The sequence below is a fragment of the Spirosoma luteum DSM 19990 genome (assembly GCF_000374065.1).
In the GTDB taxonomy this organism is placed as follows: Bacteria; Bacteroidota; Bacteroidia; order Cytophagales; family Spirosomataceae; genus Spirosoma; species Spirosoma luteum.
Genome location: NZ_KB893245.1, coordinates 791,150 through 803,925, shown reverse-complemented (window position 1 = coordinate 803,925; position 12,776 = coordinate 791,150). Strand labels below are relative to the sequence as shown.

Annotated in this window: 12 protein-coding genes; 6 read left to right on the top strand and 6 right to left on the bottom strand. The window is 50.7% G+C overall.

The genetic code is table 11. The features are described 5' to 3' along the window. Positions 1–75: 75 nt before the first annotated feature. Positions 76–1,131 carry a M48 family metalloprotease gene (locus tag B156_RS0103325; RefSeq protein ID WP_018618212.1) on the top strand — a complete coding sequence of 352 codons (1,056 nt, stop codon included), beginning with the start codon at positions 76–78 and terminating at the stop codon, positions 1,129–1,131. 330 nt (positions 1,132–1,461) lie between these two features. On the opposite strand, the gene B156_RS0103315 is transcribed toward B156_RS0103325, so the two are convergent. After that, the gene (locus B156_RS0103315) at positions 1,462–1,695 is read right to left on the bottom strand and encodes a hypothetical protein (protein WP_018618209.1); all 234 of its coding nucleotides are present in this window, start codon (positions 1,693–1,695) and stop codon (positions 1,462–1,464) included. Positions 1,696–1,837: 142 nt separating this feature from the next. Beyond that, the gene (gene rocD, locus B156_RS0103310; RefSeq protein WP_026260567.1) at positions 1,838–3,091 is read right to left on the bottom strand and encodes an ornithine--oxo-acid transaminase; all 1,254 of its coding nucleotides are present in this window, start codon (positions 3,089–3,091) and stop codon (positions 1,838–1,840) included. Positions 3,092–3,206: 115 nt separating this feature from the next. Here rocD and B156_RS32365 point away from each other — a divergent pair, with 115 nt between their 5' ends. The 5 genes from B156_RS32365 to B156_RS0103285 all read left to right on the top strand — a co-directional run bounded on the left by B156_RS32365 (position 3,207) and on the right by B156_RS0103285 (position 6,078). Beyond that, the gene (locus B156_RS32365; RefSeq protein WP_018618207.1) at positions 3,207–3,377 is read left to right on the top strand and encodes a C1orf53 family protein; all 171 of its coding nucleotides are present in this window, start codon (positions 3,207–3,209) and stop codon (positions 3,375–3,377) included. A gap of 60 nt (positions 3,378–3,437) precedes the next feature. Then, positions 3,438–3,677, top strand: coding sequence for a 50S ribosomal protein L28 (rpmB, locus tag B156_RS0103300; protein ID WP_018618206.1), 240 nt, complete (start codon positions 3,438–3,440; stop codon positions 3,675–3,677). A 160-nt stretch (positions 3,678–3,837) separates the two neighbouring features. Then, on the top strand, positions 3,838–4,560 hold the full coding sequence (locus tag B156_RS0103295) for an RluA family pseudouridine synthase (protein WP_018618205.1): 723 nt from the start codon (positions 3,838–3,840) through the stop codon (positions 4,558–4,560). 110 nt (positions 4,561–4,670) lie between these two features. After that, positions 4,671–5,633: an NAD(P)H-quinone oxidoreductase gene (locus B156_RS0103290; RefSeq protein WP_018618204.1), complete on the top strand. Its 963-nt coding sequence runs from the start codon at positions 4,671–4,673 to the stop codon at positions 5,631–5,633. Positions 5,634–5,736: 103 nt separating this feature from the next. Continuing rightward, complete coding sequence (locus B156_RS0103285; protein WP_018618203.1) at positions 5,737–6,078, top strand: YrdB family protein; 342 nt, start codon at positions 5,737–5,739, stop codon at positions 6,076–6,078. A 200-nt stretch (positions 6,079–6,278) separates the two neighbouring features. On the opposite strand, the gene B156_RS0103280 is transcribed toward B156_RS0103285, so the two are convergent. The 4 genes from B156_RS0103280 to B156_RS0103265 form a co-directional block, all read right to left on the bottom strand. Further along, on the bottom strand, positions 6,279–7,076 hold the full coding sequence (locus B156_RS0103280) for an alpha/beta fold hydrolase (RefSeq protein ID WP_018618202.1): 798 nt from the start codon (positions 7,074–7,076) through the stop codon (positions 6,279–6,281). 86 nt (positions 7,077–7,162) lie between these two features. Continuing rightward, positions 7,163–10,342, bottom strand: coding sequence for an efflux RND transporter permease subunit (locus B156_RS0103275; RefSeq protein ID WP_018618201.1), 3,180 nt, complete (start codon positions 10,340–10,342; stop codon positions 7,163–7,165). Positions 10,343–10,437: 95 nt separating this feature from the next. Then, positions 10,438–11,394: an efflux RND transporter periplasmic adaptor subunit gene (locus B156_RS0103270; protein ID WP_018618200.1), complete on the bottom strand. Its 957-nt coding sequence runs from the start codon at positions 11,392–11,394 to the stop codon at positions 10,438–10,440. Between the two features lie 78 nt (positions 11,395–11,472). After that, positions 11,473–12,762 (bottom strand): TolC family protein, encoded by a 1,290-nt coding sequence (locus tag B156_RS0103265; protein WP_018618199.1) that lies wholly within the window; start codon positions 12,760–12,762, stop codon positions 11,473–11,475. Between the last annotated feature and the right edge of the window lie 14 nt (positions 12,763–12,776).

The following is a 12,776-nucleotide window of genomic DNA, read 5'->3' as shown; positions in this document are numbered from 1 at the left end:
TTTTATACCCGATTAAAATAGCTGCCTGTTTACCGTCGTTATGTAGCCGTGTTGAACGATTAACCCCATTTGGTTATGCCCGTGCGATTGGCTTTATCATTTCCCATTCTTTTTCTGAGCGCGGCTATTAGTAGCCCGCTAGTTGCCCAGAACACTGCACCCATACGCCCGTTTGCTTCGGGGGCGTTTATTTGCAACTACACGGGTGGCCCCACTAACCCTGATATTATTTGTTCACAAAAGCCATCCAACGGCCACGCGGAGAAAGTAGTAGACCGGATTTTAAAGCCTATCGGCCTGATTCGTAATTTTAAAGTGGTTGAATGCTCCAATACGGATAATTGCTTTGCCACGGTACTGAAAGGACAACGGTTTATCGTGTATGATGCCGCGTTTATGGCGGGCATTGAGGAACAGACCGAAACCGACTGGTCGGCTATCAGTATTATGGCGCACGAAATTGGGCACCATTTGCAGGGTCATACCATTGACGGGCGCGGTGGGCAACCCATTAAAGAAATCGAAGCCGATAAATTTTCGGGCTTTGTCCTGCATCAGTTGGGCGCTTCCCTGGATGAATCGGCCGTAGCGGTGCGGGCACTCGGCGATGAGCATGCCACCTCTACCCACCCTGCCAAACCCGCCCGCATCGACGCGATTCGGAAAGGCTGGCTGGAAGCTGAAGCCATGTATCCCAAAAGCCGGAATTACGCCAAAACGCCAACGGCCGTAGCACCTAAACCCGTCGCTATGGCTAGCCGTCCAGCGGTGGCTACCCGCACGGTTGTGATGCCCAAAGCACCAGTCCGCTCAAAAACAGGCTGCGTTTCGGGGGATTGTCAGGATGGGACGGGTGTTTTTATGTATCCCACCGGCGAGCGCTACGCCGGCGAGTTTGAAGAAGGAGACAAGCACGGCGAAGGCGTCGAGTACTATACCGATGGAAAAGTGAAATACCGGGGAAACTTTCGGGACAACCTCCGTTCTGATTACGGGGTTTATTATTACCGAAATGGCGACAAGTACATGGGCTGGTTCCAGAAAAACGTTCCCAACGGCAAAGGAACCTATTATTTCTCCGACGGGGACAAGATAGCGGCTACGTTCAGAAATGGGCAGCCGGTGCACTAGATTGACTTCTTAATTAAGAGGCGTCAGTAAATCATCCAGTTCGCTGTCGTCAATGGTATCTCGTTCAGCTTTATCATAAATGAAAGCAAGCGTAACTGTTTCACCTGTTACTTTCACCTATGTGAAACAGTTACGCGTCCACCACCGGACTTACCTGTCCGTTTCGACGTTATTTTCAAACGAACTTTGTAGAAGTTTCCACCGAGCGACTGGCCAAGCGTTGGATTTTCCGTCAAATCCTGTTCAAGTCGCGCAATGTCATTTTTGAGCGAAAGATACTTTTTCGCTAACCGTTTCAACTGTTTGTCGAAGACGGTTAGCGTTAAGATTTTATAATTCATGCAGCAAATCGGCTAAAGGACGCGCCTGACCGTTTCCCTGCTCAATTGCCTTCAGTTCCAAGACCGCTTCTTTCAATTCGCTCAGTAACTGTTCTTTGGAGGGTGCTTCGTACTCAAGATTTTCCAATCCGGCATACTGCTTCTTCTGTTTTTCCCAGTCTGGCATGGGGATGAATACTCCCGTGGCTTTGCCTTTGCCATCGTGAATGATTTGCAGGTTCATATACTTGTTGATTAACTTTTACCCCGATTAAAATCGGAGCCTGATGAACTTATCCTACACACTAATAAAGGTTATACTGGAATTAACCGATTCAGTACCTTATTTTTCACACTACACTTTTCATTCTTTACTCAAATCATTCTCAAAATTCCAGAATCGTCTTCTCGATAATATCGCAGGCTTCGTGCATTTGTGCTTCGTTGATGGTTAGCGGGGGGGCAAACCGGATTTTATCGCCGTGCGTTGGTTTGGTCAGTAAGCCATTGTCCTTTAGTTTCAGGCAAATTTCCCAGGCGGTCTGGTCGCCCAGGTCCGGGCGTTCGGTGATGACGATGGCATTGAGCAGGCCCTTTCCCCGTACCGTTTGAAGAAGGTCCGTTTTCTGGCTCAGGCTGGTCATTCTGGACCGAAACACCTCGCCCATGTTTTGGGCGTTCTCAGCCAGATGCTCATCCTCCACTACCTGAAGGGCTTTCATCGTGACCACGCAGGCCAGTGGGTTACCGCCGTAGGTACTGCCATGCTCCCCGGGTTTGATGGTCAGCATCACTTCGTCCGATGTCATCACCGCCGATACGGGCATAATTCCCCCCGACAGGGCTTTGCCCAATACGAGCAAATCAGGCTTCACATTCTCATGGTCACAGGCAATACGCTTGCCGGTTCGTCCGATACCCGTTTGCACTTCATCGGCAATAAACAGTACGTTATATTTTGTGCAGAGGTCGCGCACCCCACGCAGGTACCCGGCATCGGGCACCACCACACCCGCTTCGCCCTGGATTGGTTCGACCATAAAGCCAGCCACATTGGGGTCACTTTTAAAAGTATTCTCCAGTGCTTCGAGGTCGTTGTAGGGAACAACGATATAACCCGGTACCAGCGGACCGAAATCATTCGTGCTGCTGGCGTCGGTAGATGAGGAGATAGCGGCTAGCGTACGCCCCCAGAAATTACCGGTGGCAAAAACCATTTTGGCCTGATTCTGGGCAATTCTTTTTACGAGGTAGGCCCATTTTCGGGTTAGCTTGAGTGCGGTTTCTCCCCCTTCGGCTCCAGAATTCATCATCAGGGCTTTATCGAAACCAAAATAATCGCACAGGTATTTCTCACACAGTCCCGTTTTATCGTTGTAGAAGGCTCTTGAGGTCAGGGTTAGCCGCTGGGCCTGCTGAATCATGGCCTTAACGATACGTGGATGGCAATGCCCCTGGCTCACGGCACTATACGCCGACAGGAAATCGAAGTAGCGCTTATCGTCCACGTCCCAAACAAAAATGCCTTCTCCCCGTGCTAGCACGACGGGAACAGGATGGTAGTTATGGGCACCGTAGTGCCACTCCAAATCCATAGCATTATCGGCAGACGAGACAGGTGTTCTAGAGTCGAGTATCATGTGTGTAGGAGTTTTGATGGGCTAATCGGTCTTGTCGTTTGCGTTTGGGCAACTAACCGACAGCATAGTGCGTTTCCTTCAAAAATACGCTTTCTTCGACACAAGCCCAAACCAGATGCCCCCGCAACCGCCCCAAAAAAACACTCTTGACTTAACCACCAAGGATTATTACCTGACACCGGAAGGGTATATGGTTTTCACCGCTGCCTACCACCTGAAACGGGGGTACTGCTGCCAGAATGGATGTCGGCATTGTCCGTACGGATTCAAAAAAAAGAAAGATTGATTTGCAGATTTGGGATAATTTAGCCAATTTTGCGCCCTCATACGGAAAATCAGTACGATAATGGCCAGAGTTTGTCAAATAACAGGAAAGCGCACACGCACGGGAAACAACGTTTCTCACGCTAATAATAAAACCAAGCGTAAATTTTTTCCCAATCTCCAGAAGAAGCGGTTCTTTGTTGAATCAACCGGCGAATGGATTACGCTGAAGGTGGCTACGTCTGCCATCAAGACCATCAACAAAAACGGTCTGGAAGCAACACTTCAAAAGGCTCATCAGCGCGGTACGCTGTCGTTATAGTCTTTCGCAAAATCATTCATCGAGCCTTTTCCAGTCAGGAGGAGGCTTTTTGTGTTAAATGTAGTCGGTGAGTTAGTTGGCTGTTTAGTGAGTCAGCCAATAGGTTCTCAATGGTACTGATTTCCTCACCGACTGGTCAACGGATTGACTACTTCACTTTATGAAACTTACCTTCACCGACCTCATTGTCTTTGAAAATGAGGACTACATACTCGTCAATAAGCCGCCCCGCGTGGCTTCGCTGGACGAACGCACGCCCGACCGAAGTGGGCAAAGCATTGTCCGGCTGGCGAAAGCGTATCATGCCGACGCGCAACTTGGGCACCGCCTGGATAAGGAAACGTCGGGGATTTTAGCCATCGCTAAAAACCCGGAAGCTTACCGGCATCTGGCCATGCAGTTTGAACACCGCGAGGTAACGAAACGCTACCATGCCATTACGAACGGCGTACACAACTTCGACGGTATTTCCGTGTACCTGCCAATCTCGCCCGTCAAAGACGGAACGGCCGTTCGGATTGACCGGGAGAACGGGAAAGTGGCCGAAACGATTTTTAATACGCTACAGGCCTATAAGACCACCACCTTGGTGGAGTGTATGCCCATTACGGGTCGGATGCACCAGATTCGGGTGCATTTGATGTGTCTTAAAGCACCCATTGTGAACGATGCGACCTACGGCGGAAAACCCGTTTTTCTGTCCGACGTAAAACGCAAGTTCAACCTCAAGCAGGAAACCGAAGAACTACCGCTGATTCAGCGGGTTGCTCTCCACGCTTACTCACTGACATTCAAGCTACTTGATGGCAAAGAACAGACGTTTGTAGCCCCTTACCCGAAAGATTTCGGGGTGCTGGTGAAGCAATTGGAAAAGTTTGCGTAACTCTCTTCCCAGGTACCCAGCCATTGCAGGCTGCGAATAACGATAGACGGTTTAGGAGTCAGACCGTTTTCTTTTCCTGACAAAAGGCCGTCATTCATGGTTATTCAGGAATGGAAGCAATCATTATAACACAACCCGGCGATGGGTCGGTTCTCGCTCTGCAGGAGCGGGCAATTCCGCAACCTGAATCCGGCCAAATCCTCATTCGGGTGCGGGCGGCTGGCGTGAATCGGAGCGATATTCACCAGCGAACGGGCGGCTACGGTACCGACCCTACCGGTCAGATTCCCGGCCTTGAAGTGGCCGGTATTGTGGAGCGATGTGGCCCAAACGCCAGTCGATGGAAAATTGGCGACCCCGTTTGTGCCCTGATCAGCGGGGGTGGCTACGCCGAATACGTTACCGTAGATGAGCGGCATTGCCTGCCCATACCAGAAACACTAACGTTTGCAGAAGCAGCTTCTCTACCAGAAACAGTCCTAACCGTCTGGTCGACGGTTTTCCAATGGGGGCATCTATCTGCCGGAGAAAACTTTCTGATTCATGGCGGGAGTAGTGGCATCGGCGTAACGGCCATTCAACTGGCAAGAGCATTCGGTGCCAATGCCTATGCCACAGCGGGCAGTGATGAGAAATGTGATTTTTGTGAGCAACTCGGTGCAGTCAGATGTATTAACTACAAAACAAGCGACTTCGAGCAGGAATTAAATGGCATACCCATCGACGTTATCCTTGATATGGTTGGGGGCAATTACACACAAAAAAACATGAACCTTCTGGCCATGGATGGTCGCCTGATGTTTATCAACGCCATGCAGGGTGCCGACAGTCCAATTCACATTCCAACGCTGATGCAAAAGCGCATTACCATTAGTGGCAGTATGCTGAAGCCACGCGACCCTGATTTCAAAGCTACGCTAACGGCTGACGTTGAAAAACAGGTTTGGCCCCTTATAGCCGGTGATCAACTTAAGCCGGTTGTTTACCGAACCTTTCCTCTGGGAGAAGCCGCCAGAGCGCAGGAACTCATGGAAAGCAGCGACCACATCGGTAAAATCATGCTGGAAGTGTAGAATGCCGGGAAGTATTTCCTTATGTTCGTGTCTGCATAATCAACGACGCAGACTGGGTGCTGCCTGTCGAAAAGTCGACATTACTTGTTTTGTTCTGGCAACTATGCTAACGCTACTCAAGGGAATCAACCAACTGGTTTACTTCCTGGTGGAGCTGGGGATGTTCGCGGCATTGGGTTACGTGGGTTTTCACAGTACTACCCATCCATACGGGAAATATGCGGCTGCAATCGGCCTGCCACTAGTAGCAATAGTGCTCTGGGGTATTTTTGCTGCCCCCAAGTCTGCTTACCGTCTGGAGCCTTTGTATCGGTCTGTTTTTGCCCTAACTCTTTTTGGCATCACGGCCCTGTTACTGTACAAAACGGGAAATACGCGTTTGGCCCTACCGTTTGCCGGTGTTGCTTTGGCCAGTGAGTTGATTGCTTTTTTACTGAAGCAATAATTTCTAAGCCGAAGTCTGCACCTCTCTGCCAAAACCTATATATCTGATTATCAAACGTATGTAATTAACAAAAGTACTTGCGAACAATTCGTTTGGTTGACACGATAAACCTCCTTCTGTCATTCATTCAATAAGGATATTGGAGTTGTCGGTTGTAACTTCGGATCAGCCGTAACAGCAACTACCTGGGATACGACAACTCATCTGGACCGGAAGAATTCGTCGGCTTTTCGGTTGAACTCATCGGCATGGTCAACCAGTGTAGCATGACCGCTGTTCGGCAGTATCCATAGCTGCGCCTTCGGAATATGGCGGAAGATAGCTACCGTGTGTTCGGGTACGATTACATCCCGGTCGCCAGCCACAATCAGAGCCGGAATACGGATAGCGTTCAACGCCTGAAGCGGTATGTTTGGCTGGAACACATCTAATTTAAATACTTTCCAGTTGTTTTTTTTAGCGGTATCGGTAAAGACACTGTCTTTATTTTCCTGATATGCTTTTTGCTGTTGTTTCCATAATGACGGCATCAACGCGGTAGAATCAGGCCAGAGATTAGCCCCTGTCGCAACTAGTTTCTTTACTTTTTGGGGATGACGCATTGCCAGCAGCAAGGCGTTGATACCACCATCGCTCCAACCAATAACGTAAGCAGAGTCAATGTGCAGGGCCGTGAGCAAATCTGCAAAATCATCGGCCATCATCTCAAAATTCAGCGAATCGCCCGTGTCAACGGACTTACCGTGTGCGCGGCTGTCGACAGCAATTACCTGATAGTGCTTCGCGAAGTAAGGAATATTTTTGCTGAACGAACTGATGTCTCCACCGTTGCCGTGAATCATTAAAAGCGGCTTACCCGTACCGTACACTTCGTAGTATAACTTTATTCCTTTTACGGGTTGGTACCGACCGGTAGCGGAGTTATTGCCGTATGGTACAGTTTGTCCGAAGGAAAGTAAGCACAACAGGCAGTAGCCAACAACGAAGATAGATTTCATGCTGATGAAACGCTGGTTTTTGATTCGTGAAACAGGTTAATCAAAAGGCCTGCAAGATTTTTGACAACCTCACCGGCCTGAACCGTCTAAATCTCCGTTCCTTCTTCAATCGCTTCCGGTTCGGGCCTGCCTTCTTCGTCCAGCACCACGCGTTTGCGGTTGCGGTTGACGAGGTAAAACAGGGGCGGAATAATTAAGGGGGCAAAAAACAGCGTTGTCGTTAATCCGCCGATGATAACCGTTGCCAGCGGACGCTGCACGTCGGAGCCGATACCGCTCGAAATAGCCGCCGGTACCAGACCGATGATTGCCACCACCATAATGGCTATTATGGCCCGGAACTGCTCCTGTGCTGTTTCGATGGTAATTTCTTTCAACGATTTACTCATGTCGGTCAGATTCCGGTTCAGGGCCGATACCAGCAGCACACCCGCCATAACCGAGATACCGAAGATACTCACGAAGCCCACCCCCGCCGACACGTTGAAGTTGTAGCCCCGCAGCAACAACGCTCCAATACCACCCGCCAGCGCGAATAGCAGACAGGTAAGCGTGAGTAACGTGTCGCGTACGTTGCCATAGAGCATAAACAGAAATAGAAAAACTACCTCGATAGTCAATGGAATAGAGATGGCTAACTGACCGCCCGCCCGCTCGAGGTTTTCGTACTGACCGCCGTAGATGATACTATAGCCTTCGGGAATTGTGACGTGCTCGCGTACTTTCTGGCTGATTTCGGTTACGAAACCGCCCTGGTCGCGGCCCCGAATATTGGTGCGCACCGTCACCATCCGCTTGCCATTTAGGCGGTAAATATTCGTCTGACCCTGTACGTAGCGGATATCGGCGAGTTCGTTCATGGGGATGAGTGCCCCCGTGGCCGATGGCACCTGCAATTGCCGAATCGCGTCAATACTGCCCCGGCTTTCGGGCGTGAAGCGAACAATAATATCGTACCGTTTGGCTTCGTCGTAAATGGTACCGATGGTTTTACCGCCGATGGCCGCTTCTATCAGGTTCTCGATTTCAGCCACGTTAATGCCGTATCGGGCAGCGGCCGGGCGGTTGATTTTGATGGCTAACTGATCCTGCGGCCCTTCCTGCTCAATATTCACCGATATGGCCCCATCCATCTTTTTCACCAGAGCGGCAATGCTGTCGGCTTTGGCCCGCATAAGCGTCAAATCATTACCCACAATGGAAATAGCCAGATCGGCCGCGCTGCCGGTTACAATCTCCATCACCTGGTCAATAATGGGCTGGCCCGACGAGAAGAACGCCCCCGGAAAGGTTTCCTGCAATTCGCCTTGCATGGAACGGACAATTTCTTTCTTGGATATGCTATCCGACCAGGTACTGTACTCTTTTAGACCCACTAGAATTTCGGTACGGTCGCTCGGAAAAGGGTCAGTACCGTCATCATTGCGCCCAGCCTGCGTAATGACGAAGCTCACCGGTTTGTACTTACTGATAATATCGCGGATTTTGGGTGAAATCTTGGCGTTTTCCTGAATTGTGATGCCCGATGGCATGAAAGCCCGCATGAATATAGACCCTTCGTCCAGTTCAGGGAGAAATTCGGTGCCGAGTTTCAGCCCGAAGCCAATCATGACCAGTACAATAACCATACCCACAGCCACCACCAGTTTGGGTACACGGAACAACGTCGAGTACAACAGCCACCTATACCCTCGCTCCAGCGGTGTAAGCAGAAAGTTTTTGTATTCCTTCAGCGGTTTTCCACCGGGCGTAAAGGCTTTGCGGAAGGCGAATGAAGTCAGCACCGGAATAACCGTCAGGGCACAAATGAGCGACCCGATTACGGCAAATGACAGCGTGAGTGCCATGGGCGAAAACAACTTACCCTCCACCCGTTGCATCAGCAAAATGGGCAAATAGGCCAGAATGATAATGGTAACGGAGAAAAAAATCTCCCGGGCTACCTCCTTCGCCGAGTTCGTCGTGACGGGTACAATGCCCACGTCGCGGTCGCTGGGGCGGCTGTGGCGGTATCGATGGATGAGGTGTACTGCCATCACGCTGGCCCCGTCCACAATAATCCCGAAGTCGATGGCTCCCAATGACAGCAGGTTAGCCGGAATACCCACTAATTTCATCAGGATGAACGCAAACAGCAGTGAGAAGGGTATGGTGACCGTAACCACCAAAGCCGCCCGCAAACTACCTAAAAACAGCACGAGCAGGAGGGTAACGATGGCAATCCCTTCAATGAGCGTGTGGGCTACCGTTTCCAGCGAGTGGTCAATCAGAAAACCCCGGTCGTATAGTACCCGCAAGTGAACGCCCTTGGGTAGTTCCCGCGTTTCGAGGTCGGCAATTTTCTCCTTCAGCAACGCCAGCACCTCGCTGGGGTTTTCGCCCCTTCTTAGTAATACAATGCCTTCCGTTGCGCCCACTACGTCTAATTTTTCGTTGGGAATGCGGTAGCCCAGGATGCCCGATGGCGAAGGCGGATTGATTTCTACGCTGGCCACGTCGCGCAGCAATACGGGTACACCTTCATTGGCTTTGAGTACAATATTCTGCACATCGTCGGGTGATTTGAGTGCACCCAGTCCGCGCACGGCAAAGCCCTGCCCTCCCCGGGCAATAATGTTCCCTCCTGTGTTCTGATTGTTTTTCTGAACGGCCTCAATCACCTCCTGTAGGGTAGTGTCGTACTTGCGGAGTTTGGCCGGGTCGGGAATAATCTGGTATTGCTTAATAGGCCCGCCAAAGGTGGTAACGTCGGCCAGGCCCGGCACCTGTAGCAGCTGCGGAATAATGACCCAGTCCTGCAAATCACGCAGTTGCATAGGTGTCATGCTGGCAGGAGCCTCAATTACGTAGCGATAAATTTCACCTACCGCCGTAGTGAGCGGAGCCAGTTCGGGCGATACGCCGTCGGGCAGTTGGGCACTGCTGAGCCGTTCGATAATCTGCTGCCTGGCAAAATAGTCCGTTACGTTTTCATCGAAGTTCAACTGCACCACCGATAGCCCAAAGATGGTTCGGGAACGGCGGTCAGTTACATGCGGCACGTTGTTCAGCACCCGCTCAATCGGGATGGTAACCTGCTGTTCTACTTCCTCGGCGGCCCGACCGTCGTACTTGGAAATGATAATGACGTTGGTATCGGCAATATCCGGATAGGCTTCAATCTTGAGCAGTTTAAAGCACCAAAGGCCCAGCCCCATAACCGCGATAGCCAGCCCAACTACCGCCCAGCGATTGCGGAGGGAAAGTGTTATCAGTTTCTGAATCATCCGTTTTACGAATGATAAGTGATGAAGTATACATGATGAGTGTCTGTGTGATCGGCTTAATTCATCATGTATACTTCATCATTCATCATTCTCTTTTAATAGCCAAAACTTAACCCTTTCAATTGCATCACGTTTTCTACTACAACCTTATCATTATCAGTCAGGCCACTCTGGACCACCATGTGGTCGGCGCGTTGCTGACCGAGCTGTACGGCCCGGCGTTCTATGGTTTTATGTCCAGTTTGAACAAAAACATAATCACTGCCCTGAACGGTAACGACAGCATCGCGCGAGACGGTCATGGCATTACCCTCCGCTATGCCAAACTGAACGGTAGCAAACATGCCCGCTTTCAGCCGACCGTCGGGGTTGGCAACGGAGATACGAAGCTTAATTTGCCGGGTCGTATTATCCACATAATCATTCACATTGTCGATTCGGCCCGTAAATTTCTCATTAGGGAAAGCCGTGAAATTGAGGGTACAGGCTAGTCCCTTACGGATACTGCCAAACTGGTTTTCGGGAATTTCGCAAACGACCAGTATCGTGTTCGGAGCTGCCCGGCGGAGTTCTTTAGGATCGAAACCAGCCAGTTTCAGCGTAGCCTCATCCGAAATGATAGCCGCTTCTTCATTCGCCAACTGCGTTTGGGCTTCAATCACTTCTTTACCCGAAGCCGCGCCGTGAGCCTGCAAATCGCGCACCCGCTCCAGATTACCACGTTCCGTCTGAATATTAATCCGGTGCTGCAAAATGGCAGTATAATTGTTAGACAGGCCGGGTTCATCAAACAGGACGAGCCGTTCGGCGGGATTCTCTACCGACCGAACAACCATTGCCGCTACGTGGCCCGGTGCGGAAAAATCAGTGCGAATCGCCGACGCACGGGCTGCCTGTGTAGTAAAAGCGCGCATCATGACCGAATCGGGAAACGTAATCCTGCCACCGTCCGCACTTATTTCCGGTCGTGGTATCGACTGCACAACGGGTTTTGGCTTTTCCTTGCAGGCAGTGGCCAGCAGAATCAATAGCAGAATTGAATATAGTTTCATGTTTTTTACTGGGTGAAGGCATCTGAGTATCAACCAATCTATTGAGATAAAAAAGATGGGTTGATACTTATGACACCTTTAGTACGCGTTAATTTGCCCCGTGGCGTAAATAAGCCGGACGTAGTTTTGTCGGTAGGTATAAAGAATTTGATAATAAGCAGTTTGCGTATCGAACCATGAACTTTGGGCCTGGAGCAAGTCAATAAGCGTGGTGGCTCCGCGCAGATATGCGTAGCGAACGGACGCGAGTACCCGGTCGGCATCCCGGCGAATGTCGATGTAGTGATTAACGTTTTCCCGACTGGTTACGAACGACTGGTAGGCCGTATTGACCTCTGCCCGGATTCGCGTCTGCACTAAAGATGACGCTTGCTGCGCCTGTTCCTGCAATACCCTCGCTTTCTGAATTTCACCCTGATTCCGGCTGTATACTGGCAACTCGAGCGTTAGAAAAACGCCCGCATAGGGCACCGAATTCTGCGGGTTCCAGATAAGGCCCGCTTCGTTGCGTGGTTTGGCCAATACCTGCTGGAGGTCTATATTGCGCCGGGCCGCTTCCAGATTGGCCTCGGCCACCCTTACGTCTGTTCTGCTGGTTGAAGCCAGTTGAAACAGACTGTCGGCACTAGCCGTTACGTTTGGATACAGGGCCAGTGGATTATTGAGAACCGGGCTGATAATTGAGTCGTTCAGGAACACATTGATGCTATCGGCCGAGCCTACCACTAGCTGCAATTCGTTCAGGCGATTGCGAAACTCCTGCCGGGCAGTGCGGGTCTGAATGGCGTATTGATCCGAAATCAATTGCGTCCGGGTGAGGTCGGTATTGGTAATGACCAGATTTTTGAGTCGCACTTTATTCAACTGCACCAGCGTATCAACATTGGCTTTGGCGCGTTGCAGCAGGGCAAGTTGAATGCGGGCATACCAGGCATCCAGAAACCGGTTGGCCGCATCGAACAGCAGGTTGCGCTCCGTTTCGGCTACACTTCGGACGACCAGATTCGTGTTGGCTTCGGCGAGACGGTTGCGGTACGTGCGTTTGCCATAAATATCGTATTCCTTGGTAGCCTGCAACCAAAATTGGCGCCGTTGCCGATTTAGCAAGCCAACATTTTCAACGCCGGGAACGGGCGTATTGCTTAGTTGAAACAGCGTCTGGTTATTTAAAACAGGATTGGGGCGGAGGTTAGCCGTAGTCTGGTCGGCCTGAGCAGCGTTGATATTGAATCGCTCGACGCGCAACGCAGGGCTATTTTCACGAACTTGCTGCAACGTCTGTTGCAGGGTCAGTATCCTCTGTGCAAAAGTGGGTATAGGAAGCACCCAGATTAACAGCAGTTTAACGATTATTTTTCGCAGAATCATTCGACGTGTAAAAA

Bases quoted from the DNA above. Each gene is read 5' to 3' on its own strand.
- B156_RS0103290 (WP_018618204.1), top strand. From the start codon at position 4,671: ATGGAAGCAATCATTATAACACAACCCGGCGATGGGTCGGTTCTCGCT.
- B156_RS32365 (WP_018618207.1), top strand. From the start codon at position 3,207: ATGCCCCCGCAACCGCCCCAAAAAAACACTCTTGACTTAACCACCAAG.
- B156_RS0103275 (WP_018618201.1), bottom strand. From the start codon at position 10,342: ATGATTCAGAAACTGATAACACTTTCCCTCCGCAATCGCTGGGCGGTA.
- B156_RS0103295 (WP_018618205.1), top strand. From the start codon at position 3,838: ATGAAACTTACCTTCACCGACCTCATTGTCTTTGAAAATGAGGACTAC.
- B156_RS0103325 (WP_018618212.1), top strand. From the start codon at position 76: ATGCCCGTGCGATTGGCTTTATCATTTCCCATTCTTTTTCTGAGCGCG.
- B156_RS0103280 (WP_018618202.1), bottom strand. From the start codon at position 7,076: ATGAAATCTATCTTCGTTGTTGGCTACTGCCTGTTGTGCTTACTTTCC.
- B156_RS0103315 (WP_018618209.1), bottom strand. From the start codon at position 1,695: ATGAACCTGCAAATCATTCACGATGGCAAAGGCAAAGCCACGGGAGTA.
- B156_RS0103265 (WP_018618199.1), bottom strand. From the start codon at position 12,762: ATGATTCTGCGAAAAATAATCGTTAAACTGCTGTTAATCTGGGTGCTT.
- rpmB (WP_018618206.1), top strand. From the start codon at position 3,438: ATGGCCAGAGTTTGTCAAATAACAGGAAAGCGCACACGCACGGGAAAC.
- rocD (WP_026260567.1), bottom strand. From the start codon at position 3,091: ATGATACTCGACTCTAGAACACCTGTCTCGTCTGCCGATAATGCTATG.
- B156_RS0103270 (WP_018618200.1), bottom strand. From the start codon at position 11,394: ATGAAACTATATTCAATTCTGCTATTGATTCTGCTGGCCACTGCCTGC.
- B156_RS0103285 (WP_018618203.1), top strand. From the start codon at position 5,737: ATGCTAACGCTACTCAAGGGAATCAACCAACTGGTTTACTTCCTGGTG.